At 45.4% G+C, this 10,990-nt stretch carries 9 protein-coding genes; 5 read left to right on the top strand and 4 right to left on the bottom strand.

What is annotated here, in order from left to right:
* Window positions 1-236: 236 nt before the first annotated feature.
* From ACUVJL_RS05285 to ACUVJL_RS05270, 4 genes are all read right to left on the bottom strand, one after another.
* Window positions 237-959, bottom strand: coding sequence for a DUF4276 family protein (locus tag ACUVJL_RS05285; RefSeq protein ID WP_445244893.1), 723 nt, complete (start codon window positions 957-959; stop codon window positions 237-239).
* Window positions 953-2,182 carry an AAA family ATPase gene (locus ACUVJL_RS05280; RefSeq protein WP_445244892.1) on the bottom strand — a complete coding sequence of 410 codons (1,230 nt, stop codon included), beginning with the start codon at window positions 2,180-2,182 and terminating at the stop codon, window positions 953-955. Before ACUVJL_RS05280 ends, ACUVJL_RS05285 begins: the two co-directional genes overlap by 7 nt.
* A gap of 279 nt (window positions 2,183-2,461) precedes the next feature.
* Complete coding sequence (gene mutS / locus ACUVJL_RS05275) at window positions 2,462-5,089, bottom strand: DNA mismatch repair protein MutS (protein ID WP_445244894.1); 2,628 nt, start codon at window positions 5,087-5,089, stop codon at window positions 2,462-2,464.
* A gap of 455 nt (window positions 5,090-5,544) precedes the next feature.
* Window positions 5,545-6,771, bottom strand: a complete 1,227-nt coding sequence (locus ACUVJL_RS05270) for an RNA-guided endonuclease InsQ/TnpB family protein (RefSeq protein ID WP_445244891.1) — start codon at window positions 6,769-6,771, stop codon at window positions 5,545-5,547.
* A gap of 576 nt (window positions 6,772-7,347) precedes the next feature.
* Between ACUVJL_RS05270 and ACUVJL_RS05265 the strand changes: the two genes are divergently transcribed.
* From ACUVJL_RS05265 to ACUVJL_RS05245, 5 genes are all read left to right on the top strand, one after another.
* Window positions 7,348-8,514: a zinc-dependent alcohol dehydrogenase gene (locus ACUVJL_RS05265; RefSeq protein ID WP_445244890.1), complete on the top strand. Its 1,167-nt coding sequence runs from the start codon at window positions 7,348-7,350 to the stop codon at window positions 8,512-8,514.
* Window positions 8,515-8,541: 27 nt separating this feature from the next.
* The gene (locus ACUVJL_RS05260; protein WP_333433913.1) at window positions 8,542-8,751 is read left to right on the top strand and encodes an acetyltransferase; all 210 of its coding nucleotides are present in this window, start codon (window positions 8,542-8,544) and stop codon (window positions 8,749-8,751) included.
* 372 nt (window positions 8,752-9,123) lie between these two features.
* Window positions 9,124-9,510, top strand: a complete 387-nt coding sequence (locus ACUVJL_RS05255) for a manganese catalase family protein (RefSeq protein WP_445244889.1) — start codon at window positions 9,124-9,126, stop codon at window positions 9,508-9,510.
* Window positions 9,464-9,976 carry a manganese catalase family protein gene (locus tag ACUVJL_RS05250; protein ID WP_445244888.1) on the top strand — a complete coding sequence of 171 codons (513 nt, stop codon included), beginning with the start codon at window positions 9,464-9,466 and terminating at the stop codon, window positions 9,974-9,976. Before ACUVJL_RS05255 ends, ACUVJL_RS05250 begins: the two co-directional genes overlap by 47 nt.
* A gap of 299 nt (window positions 9,977-10,275) precedes the next feature.
* A complete protein-coding gene (locus ACUVJL_RS05245) occupies window positions 10,276-10,956 on the top strand; it encodes an HAD family hydrolase (protein WP_445244887.1) in 681 nt (226 codons plus the stop codon).
* The last annotated feature ends 34 nt before the right edge of the window (window positions 10,957-10,990 follow it).

Genomic DNA, 10,990 nt, shown 5'->3' with positions numbered 1-10,990 from the left:
CCTACTTGATCGAGCGATCGCCCACTTATCGGTACGATCGCCCACTTGTCGGTTCGATCGCCTGATTGAGCTGGCGATCGCCTGCTTGACGGTACGAGCGCTACACCAACTCTTTTAAGATACAAGGGGCGGGTTCACCAATAATATTTGCCAAAAACGGACAATCTCACAAACCCGCCCCGGCAATTGTATTATGGGCGATCGATCGGACATGATATTACATACACGCAATCTATTTATGTCTCTTCTAGGATTTTGGTAATTATTGTTGTGAAAAGGCGATCGCAACTAGGAGAAGCCTTGCGTACCTTGTCAACATCTAAAAGTTCTAACAGTTTGGGAGCGTGTCGTGTTTTGTGATATTTACCTTTAGAGGTTTTATTAGTGGCTGATTTCAGCCACTGACTCAGGTTGTATTTGGAAACTTTCTCCACACTTTGATTTCCCAGCCTTTTGTGAAGATAATCTTCTTTAAATCCGCCATTATAAAACTTGCTTAAAGCATCAATATCAGCAATAAACCAAGCCTCCATAGTTTGTACCATTAAGTGGCAACAGTCATCATCAAGCCCTTGGGTCGCCAAAATCCAAGGTTGGTCTTCTTTTCTGCTCCTTAAATGTTCCCAAGGTGTGTGAGTTTCAGAAACAGGAGATTCAGAATCAACAAGCAAAACATTAAAAGCCTCTGGATAAGATTCCATACTGATTAGGAAATCTTCGCAAGCATCGCGGCGAGATCCAGACATGATTGACAGGATTTTTATGCCTTTGCTCTCTGCGAGCTCGTAGAGTTCTTTGAAGAGATGAACAAAACCCGCTCGCAGCCCCGCTGTTGTCTCTTTTCCTGCCGGAATTTTACTCCTAAATCCCGGACGTTTTTGAGGTATATTTTCTGTTGTACTTTCATCTTCACTTACATCTCCAATGCCTTCAATATAAATACGAATCTCCCTTACCATCGGTTACCTCCGATGTGTCCCATCCGCCACAAATCTCCTAGAGTGTACTTTTCCAGCCACTTTTTAAGTTGCTGAGGCTCTAGACGGCGCAAGTGACTGCCTGTGTTATTCTGTTCGCAAACTAAGACGGATTCGGGAACTTCACTCAAACCAGAAACTAAAGCATCAGAATGAGTAGTAACAATTATTTGAGTTCTTTGAGATGCCGCAATTAGCAATTCAGCAACAGTCGATAAGATATCTGGATGCAACCCTAATTCTGGTTCTTCAATACAAATCAGGGGCGGTGGACTTGGGTGGCAAAGTAAAGTCAGCAAGCACAAATAACGAAGAGTACCATCTGATAAGCGGGTAGCAGGAATTGGCCTATTGAATTTTTTATCCCTGATAAATGTTTGTATTGTACTGCCTTCAATTTTAGTTATGATGTCACCTACTGCCTCGTAGAACTTTTGCAACTGCTCGATTAGCAAAGGTTTAATACCTTGGTATTCTAAATCGTTCAAAACATGAGCAAGGTTACTTGCATCTTCTTCAAGAAAGTCATTTGGTAAATCAGATGGTTGGGGCTTTCTTGGTGGCGTGTACCTGCCTAAATTCCATTCCCGATAAATACGGATATTGGAAAACTGATTGTTTAAGTAGGCTAACTCAGGGTAAAAGTCTTTGTCTTGTTTTTGGGACAAAACTGATTGAGAAGGATTTATCTCGTCACGGCGAAGATGGCGTTCGCCCCTATTAGTGTATGTACTTGTTCCCTCTTCTGAGACCTTTCTAATATTTAAGACTGGATTGCCATTTTGATAGCGGTAGAAAAAATATACATCTTTATAACTTGGGTCAAATTTTTCTTCATTTTCTACAGCTTCATCTACAATTTCTAGTTTTTGACCTACCATCGTGAAAGAGATTTGATAGCGTAAGGGGATAGGTTCTTCAGGGTAATCTACGGTTGCCTCGATTGTAGCTGTTGGAATATTGTTGGAATTTTTTTCATCACCTTTCCAAAGCCACTCGCCAATACCGCCTCCTTGCCGAAATGGAGTATTTATATCATTGGGTGTTGACTGTAAAATCCCCACGGCATCGATCAAGTTCGACTTCCCAGATGCGTTGGAACCAATTAACACATTCAGGGGTTGAAGTTCTATTTCCTCTCCTTCACTTCCGTAGGATAGAAAGTTTTTTAAGCGAAGAGTTCGGATAAATCTTTTGCCTTGCATCTCATCCTCCTATTTAAAGCTTTTGATATCTTCAATAAGAGTATCATATTGTTTCCGGTAGCATCGGAATGATAGAGAGGACACGGCAGTGCCGTGTCCCTACAATTAATGGGGGTAGGGACACGGCACTGCCGTGTCCTGACTGTGAGTAATATTAATTCCGATGCTACCGGAGTTGATATTACAGTTTCGTCATTTTAAGGTCAGTAATGCCCAGATTACTGACCTTAAAATAGAGTTGATAGCTAAGTCCTGGATTCGGAGCGCAATTCGATCATTTCAATCTTCAAAAATATCCAACTGTTGGCCCTCCGACTCTTGTTTACCATTTTTTTTAACACCTTTCCGCAGCCCGATCGCAATTTTGCTATGTTTCTCAATCTGCTTCATCACCTGTCTCGCCCGGTCAATCACCGACGGCGGTAAACCAGCCAATCTGCCCGCTTCAATTCCGTAAGATTTGTCAGCACCTCCCGGCTGAACTTGGTGCAAAAATACGATTTGATCCGGCAATTCTTTCACTGTCACCTGATAATTTGCGACATTATCCAAAATAGAAGCTAACTCATTCAATTCGTGATAGTGAGTCGCAAAAATTGTCCGCGCCCGAATCTCAGTTGCTAAATATTCTGCCACAGACCAAGCAATCGAAAGTCCGTCAAAGGTTGCCGTTCCCCTGCCAATTTCATCTAACAAAACCAATGATTGCGGTGTCGCGTGATTGAGAATATTTGCAGTTTCGTTCATTTCCACCATAAACGTAGACTGACCTGTTGCCAAATCATCGACGGCGCCGACGCGGGTAAAAATGCGATCGCAAATTCCCAAAGTCGCAGCTTTCGCCGGCACAAAACTGCCCATCTGCGCCATTAACTGGATCAAACCCACCTGCCGCAAGTAGCAGCTTTTCCCGCTAGCATTCGGCCCGGTTAAAATAATTAAATCTGGGCGGTTTAGCGATTCTTCCCGACCCAAAAAAGCAGAATTAGGGACAAAAAATCCGGGCGGCAAAGACTTTTCCACCACAGGATGACAACCTTCAATAATTTTAATTTCCCGACTTTCTGTCATAGTCGGGCGGCAGTAATTTTGGTAAACTGCTACTTCTGCCAAACCGCACAAAATATCCGCCGCCGCCACGGCGCGAGAAACGTTGCGAATAATTTCAGCGTGTTCTCCTACCTCCGATCGCACTTGAGCAAAAATATCGTATTCCAATTGATTTAAATCTTCCCGCGCTGTCAGAATTCGCACTTCCCTTTCTTTTAATTCTTCAGTGCTGTAGCGTTCTTCATTGGTGAGAGTTTGCTTGCGGGTGTAGTCCTTCGGCACTTGGTCTACTTTCGATTTGGGAATGCTGATGTAATAGCCGAAAGCTTTATTGTAGCCTACTTTTAAATTAGAAATTCCGGTGCGTTTCCTTTCAGTTGGCTCTAAATCTTGCATCCATACCTGGTCGCCTGAAGCTGTTTCCCGCATTTCATCTAGCATGGCATTGATTCCCGGACGAATCAAACCTCCTTCTTTTAAAAGAATCGGCGGTTCATCAACTAAATGAGCGTGAATTGTATTGGCTAATTCTTCTAAAATTGGCGGTACATTTTGCAGCGCTTTCAAATAGGGCGATCGCCCTTGGGCTGCGATCGAGGCTAATTGCGGCAGTTTTCCCAGAGAATCAGCTAAAGCGACCAAATCCCGCGCGCTAGCTGTTCCCGAACCTGCGCGGCCTGTCAGTCTTTCGATGTCGTAAATTTGGCGCAGCAACTGCTGCAAATCTTGGCGCAGGGCGTTATTTTCTACTAATTCTTGAATCGTGTCGTGTCGGGCGCAAATGCCTTTAATGTTGAGCAAAGGTTGCAGCACCCAGCGGCGCAAAGCGCGGCCTCCCATGGCGGTGCTGGTTTTGTCTATAGCCCACAGCAGCGAACCATGAAAAACCCCATCTCTCACTGTTTGAGTAATTTCGAGATTGCGGCGGGTTTGGTAGTCGAGTATGAGAAAATCGGTGAGTGTGTAAGTATGCAATCTTTGCAAAGAAACTGCTTTTTCCTTTTGAGTTTCTTCGATATATTGCAGCAAACCGCCGGCGGCGCGCACTGCGAGGGAAAGGTGGTCGCATCCCATGCCTTCTAGCGATCGCACTTTGAATTTTTGCAGGATTCTTTGTTTTGCTTCGGACAAAGTAAACGGAACTTGCGATCGCAAAGAATAGCAGAATGAATTCGGCAAACAATCCGGCAAATGCTCGGATTTCTCTCCGGGCCTCAACATAGTCACCAAATCCGGCGCATTAGTCGGTACCAAGACTTCCGAAGGCTGCAAGCGCAGCAATTCTAGGGTTAATTGTTCTAAACTCTCTGCTTGGGTAGTGACGAATTCTCCCGTAGAAATATCTGTATAAGCCAATCCCCAATGTTCCCCAGCGATGACGACTGCTGCTAAAAAATTATTTTGTCTGGGTTTGAGCATTCCGTCATCAGTCAAGGTTCCGGGAGTGAGAATGCGGGTAATTTCTCGCTTGACTTGGCGGCCTTCTTTAGCAGCAATCGAGGCATCTTCCACTTGGTCGCAAACTACTACAGCATAGCCTTTTTCAACTAACATTGAGGTGTAGCGGTCGAGGGCGTGGTGCGGCACTCCTGTCATCGGCACTCGGCCGATTTCCTTGCCGCTTTCTTTGCTAGTACAAACAAGTTCTAATTCCTGCGAAATAGTAACTGCATCTTGGAAAAAACACTCAAAAAAATCTCCGACTCGAAACAATAAAAGTGCGTGGGGATACTGTTCTTTCACTTCCACATACCGCTGCATCATCGGCGTCAGCTTGGTGAATTCTAGTAGGCGGTGGTCGGCATTGCGGATGTTGGGTTGATTGGGGTCTGTTGGGGTAGATGCAGTGTAAGGCATAAAAGGCGATCGATAAATTTTAATCTTTAACAACTTTAGCGCAAGCTCGGCTTTTAGCTATAACTAATGATACAATATTTGACGATTAATCCTCCTTAAGCAGGGTGCGTAATTCTCCAGATTCGGACCGAGTGTTCAGCTATACAAAAGTCACGCACCCTAGTTAATAATCCAGGATTTACGCATGGGTGGTCAAAAACCGGGTTTTTTGCCCAGAAGACGCGTTACAGCCCGCAAAAACAACCAAAAACCCGGTTATGAAGGTTGTAATCGAGAAACACGCTTTTTGTTGAGAAGTTTTCGGTCATCGCTTATCTAATGTGATCCAAACTATAGCAATCCTAAATCATTTGTGAATTTCTTACTCCCGGACCGCGGGTTCGGGGAGGGCTGGGGTGGGGTAAAAAATTTACGACTCCTGCAAGGATTGCTATATCGCAGCTAGTGAGAGTGAACTACCCAGCACTGATGCTATCGCATACAGCGTGGGCTTCTGTCTTCGCAGGGGAGTGCCTCAGATTGGACTTACGCCCCACCTTTGGACTTACCTTCCCTCCAACAGCAGAAACGGCTGTTCCATCCGTCTTTAGCATTCTGATACCTTCATTCCTGATATTTGTTGCAGCATTGCCATCTCTGTCGTGATGAGTGCCACAGTGAGAGCAAGTCCACTCGCGCACATCTAGAGGCATGGACGAGATTTGATGCAAACAAACTGAACAGGTTTTCGAGCTAGGGAACCATCGATCAATTTCTACTAACCTACCGCCTTTGCGGTCTAATTTGTAGCTCAGGAAATTGACAAACATTCCCCAGCCAGAATCAGAAATAGCTTTAGCTAAGCACTGATTACGAACCATGCCTTTAACATGAAGATTTTCTACTATGACAACTTGGTTTTTGTTGACCAGCTTTGCGCTGAGTTTATGCAGAAAATCCTGCCGACAATTGGCTACCCGTTCGTGTACCTTAGCCACTGATTTTTTAGCTTTTTTGCGAGAATTACTAGCATCCTTCTTACGCGCTAACTTTTGCTGCTTACGCTTGAGATTTTGTTGATGTTTTACAAAATATTGAGGATTCTCAAACTTAGAAATCTTAGTGCCATCGGCAACGATCGCAAAGTGTTTTAATCCTAAGTCAATCCCAAGTATTTTTCCAGAGGTTGAAATTTCTGGATTTTCACCTTCAATCTCAAATAAAATTGCAGCAAAGTATTTACCCGAAGGGTTTTGGCTAACTGTGACAGTTTTGATTTTTCCGTCAATCGGTCTATGTAATTTTGCTTTGATTACTCCAAGTTTAGGGAACTTGAGCTCAGAGTCAGAAACGACTTGAACATTTTGGGGGTATTGAATCGACTGCTTATGCTTTTTTGACTTGAACTTAGGAAACTGAGCTCTTTTGTCAAAAAAGTTTTTATAGGCAGTCGTGAGATTAAGCGTAGCCGCCTGTAGCACTTGACTGTAGCAGTCACTTAACCATTCATATTCCTTTTTTAGCGCTGGCAGTAAAGCATTTAATGCAGATTGTCCAAGCCCTTTGCCAGTCTCTTGATAGACTTCAATCGACTTATTAAGCGCGTAATTCCACCACCAACGAGCGCAACCAAAGCTCTGTGCCAGATGCTTGCACTGCCGATCGGTAGGGTATAAACGAACTTTGACAACTTTGCGTAGCATTTACTTACTGCTAATTGCTATTAATAGTAAATATTATATCAAAGGTTTTGCCGATCTGCAAAGATCGCAAAGCGAACAAGTGGGCATCGAACCCACTTGTTCTGTACGCTTTCATCCCGGCACTCAACGGACTACCATTAGAGTGCGGGACTTCCCGCTTGTTAGTTAAGTGCGGAAATTTTATTTCTTGTGAGAGGGTAGCGATCGGCGATCGACAAAAACAACCTCATCCATCTCGCTGTTAGCTGTTATGGCAGAACGAAGAAGCAAGAAGCAAGAAGCAAGGAGTTCAGCAATTAAGAACGTCCTAACCGTCGGGCGCGGTTGCTATAACTGTTGGGGGTTAACAGAAGAACGTGAAATCCCCCGCAGTTTAGTCGGGGAATAAACTTGACATTTTTGTTATTTAAAACAGCCGGAAGATAGATTTGTAAATCTATACCTCGGATAGAGAGAGAAGATATTTTATATGATTAAAATTAAAACATCCAAGCAGGTAATTTCTCGGCGCAGTAAATTTAAGATTTAGAATCAAAAATCTGCTAGCTAGTAGTTAACTAGAGGAAAACGAAATTAATGAAAGCTCTTTGCTGGCACGGAGCAAATGATGTGCGAGTTGATAATGTACCAGACCCAACAATTATCAATCCGCGCGATGCGATAGTTAAAATCACGTCTACAGCAATCTGCGGCTCAGATTTGCACCTCTACGATGGCTTCATCCCGACAATGCAATCGGGCGACATCATGGGGCACGAATTCATGGGGGAAGTAGTCGAACTCGGCAGCGAAGTCAAGAACTTAAAAAAGGGCGATCGCGTCGTCATTCCTTTTACTATTTCTTGCGGCAGTTGCTTCTTTTGCAACCGCGATTTGTGGTCGCTGTGCGACAACTCCAACCCCAATGCTGGGCTGGCTGAAAAAATGTTCGGTCATTCGCCGGCGGGACTGTTTGGCTACTCGCATTTAACGGGCGGCTATGCAGGAGGTCAAGCAGAATACGCGCGGGTTCCGTTTGCAGATGTCGGCCCTTTAAAAATTCCCGACGAACTTTCTGACGAACAAGTATTGTTCCTCACCGATATCTTTCCTACCGGTTACATGGCGGCCGAAAACTGCGACATTCAGCCGGGGGATACTGTCGCAGTTTGGGGATGCGGGCCAGTCGGACAATTTGCGATCAGAAGCGCGTTTATGCTGGGGGCCGATCGAGTAATTGCGATCGACCGCATACCGGAACGCTTGCAAATGGCTGCTGCAGCCAAAGCTGAAATCATCAACTACGAAGAAATAGACGCCGGGGAAGCCGTCACCGAAATGACGGGGGGACGCGGACCCGACTCTTGCATCGACGCGGTGGGGATGGAAGCCCACGGCACCGGTCTCGACGCTTTGTACGACAAAGCCAAGCAAGCCGTGCGGTTGGAAAGCGATCGACCTACGGCCCTGCGACAAGCGATCGTCGCGTGTCGCAAGGGTGGCACAGTGTCAATTCCCGGCGTTTACGGCGGCTTCGTTGACAAAGTGCCATTAGGTGCAGCTTTCAACAAAGGTTTGACCCTGAAAATGGGACAGACGCACGTTCACCGCTATTTGCGGCCTTTGCTCGATCGCGTTCAAAAAGGCGAAATTGACCCGTCATTCGTAATTACGCACCGAATGAAATTGGATGAAGCGCCCCACGCTTACGAGATTTTCAAACAGAAAAAAGACAACTGCATCAAAGTTGTCCTCAAACCCTAACTCGCATTTACCCTTCACGGAAAAACTATGCTTTTACAAGAAAAAGAATCAGGCGACTTGATTGAAATCCTCGATGTAGATGCTTTAATCAGCCCTACAAAACAAGAAGTGCCGGGAAAAAATCAAGCTGGTCAGGAAGAGCAAGAGAAAGCAACTTTTGCAAAAAGTAATTTAGTGTTTCCTTCCGGTGAAACTCTGCCCCGCTGTTGGACTGAGGAAAACTATCAAACTAGCTGATTCCAGACATTCCCCCTAGTCCCCGTCGTTAAGGGCGGCACAGAAAGTTAGGGGGAGGGACACGGCACATCGGTCTCAGCTAAACCCGAAAAACCGCTCTCCTACAGGGGCTAAAACCCCTGCAGGAGGGCGGTTTTGACGTGTTTTTTGACACCCGGAGGACACGGCGCTCTGTTTGTTTAAATAGAATGTACGATCGACCAAATTTAATAGAGTCTTTAGTTCCCGGGTCCGAGAAACCGCATTAAACCAAAGTGAGAAAAATAACCGGGTTTGAGTTACTTTCTTTATGACTAAAAGCTGATTTCCCTCGATCGTTGCCAGCGTTACAACTAATGAAAGTTAATCAAAAAGCCCAGGGAGGAATTCCCCATGTTTTACCATAAGAAGCCACTACAGTATTACAAAAGACCAGAAAAGCCAGATGCCGTTTACGCCAAGAAAATACAAGAACTAATTGGCGGTACATTTGGCGAAATGACCGTGATGATGCAGTACCTATTTCAAGGTTGGAACTGCCGAGGTCCTGCCAAATATCGCGATATGCTGCTTGATGTCGGTACAGAAGAAATCGGGCATATCGAGATGCTAGCAACTATGATTGCTCACTTGTTAGATAAAGCTCCTGTATCTCTGCAAGAAGAAGGTTTCAAGGATGCTGTGGTTGGTGCTGTGATGGGGAAACAGCCCGCGAGATGCGATCGCCGCCAGCATGAACCCGCAGCACGCAATTGTATCGGGTTTGGGCGCACTTCCTAGCGACAGCGTAGGGTATCCTTGGAACGGCCGTTATATCGTTGCTAGCGGCAATCTTTTAGCTGATTTTCGATCGAATTTGCACGCCGAATCGCAAGGAAGATTGCAGGCTGTGCGGATGTATGAAATGTCAGACGATCCGGGCGTGAAAGACACCCTGAGTTTTATGATCGCCCGCGACACTATGCACCAAAATTTGTGGCTGGCGGCGATCGAAGATTTAGAAAGTTCAGGAATGGAAACAACACCCGTTCCGAGTTCCTTCCCGCAGGAGTTGGAAAAGTCAGAATTTGCTTATCAGTTTTGGAATCATTCTGAAGGTTCCGAAAGTAGCGAGGGACGCTGGGCGAAAGGCAAATCAATGGACGGCAAAGGCGAGTTTGAATATGTAGCCAATCCCCAACCGTTAGGGCCAGAACCAGTACCGCCGCCGCCCGAACCAAAATTGCACGGCACTGGCATGAAATAGCCACTCAAAAAGTTAATATAGCCTTTCTCAGTAACATGAGGTACCCGACGTGCATAGGGCATAGGGCATACCTCACGACGCTTGAGAACCGCTATAGTAAGGTTCTCAGTCCCCGATTCACTAATTAAGTAATTAAGGACTAAGATCCTTGCTACTAACCTTAGAAAAAACTAAAGTTCTTACTACTAACCTTAGTAAGAACTTTACTCGCTGATTGGCTAATTAATTAGTTAACAACAGAAGCCCGTAGTACAAATCAGCTTTTCGCAAGAAGTCTAATAAGTAAGAGCAAATAACTTATGGAATTGCAAGCAGTAATTCTCGATATTGACGGTACTCTGACGCTCAGCAATGACGCCCACGCTCAAGCTTGGGTAGAGGCATTTGCCGCTTACGGCTACGAGGTGCCGTTCGAGAAAGTTCGACCGCTAATTGGCATGGGAGGCGACAAAGTTATACCCAAAATGGTATCAGGACTTTCCGACGAAGCAGGCGACGGGAAAAAGATTGCACAGCGGCGCAAAGAACTGATTATTAAACGCTTTAGTCCCGAACTTTCTCCAACCCCCGGTTCGCGGGATTTGCTGTTAAAAATGCAGCAAGAAGGATTGCGGCTAATTATTGCTACTTCAGCTACTACCGAAGAACTTTCCGGTTTGCTGAAAGCTGCACAAGTTGAGGATTTATTGGATCAAGCGGCGACATCGAGTGATGCAGAAGCTTCTAAACCAGAACCGGATATTGTGGAAGCTGCTTTGAGCAAATTGCAGATGGAAGCGAGTCAGACTGTGATGTTAGCTGATACTCCTTACGATATCGAAGCTGCGGGCAAGTGCGGGGTGCCAGTAATTGCTTTTCGGTGTGGAGGTTTCGATGATGCTTCCCTGGCAAATGCTGCGGCAATTTACGATCACCCTGCTGATTTGTTGGCGCATTATGACGATTCTATTTTAGGGAAAAAGGAATTAGTAGCGCGTTGAAGTAATACGGGCGCTAGCGGGTGGATTGCCACTA

The sequence above is a fragment of the Microcoleus sp. OTE_8_concoct_300 genome (assembly GCF_031383065.1).
In the GTDB taxonomy this organism is placed as follows: domain Bacteria; phylum Cyanobacteriota; class Cyanobacteriia; order Cyanobacteriales; family Microcoleaceae; genus Microcoleus.
The sequence above is the reverse complement of the archived record's forward strand: the minus strand, read 5'-3'. Positions and strand labels throughout refer to the sequence as shown.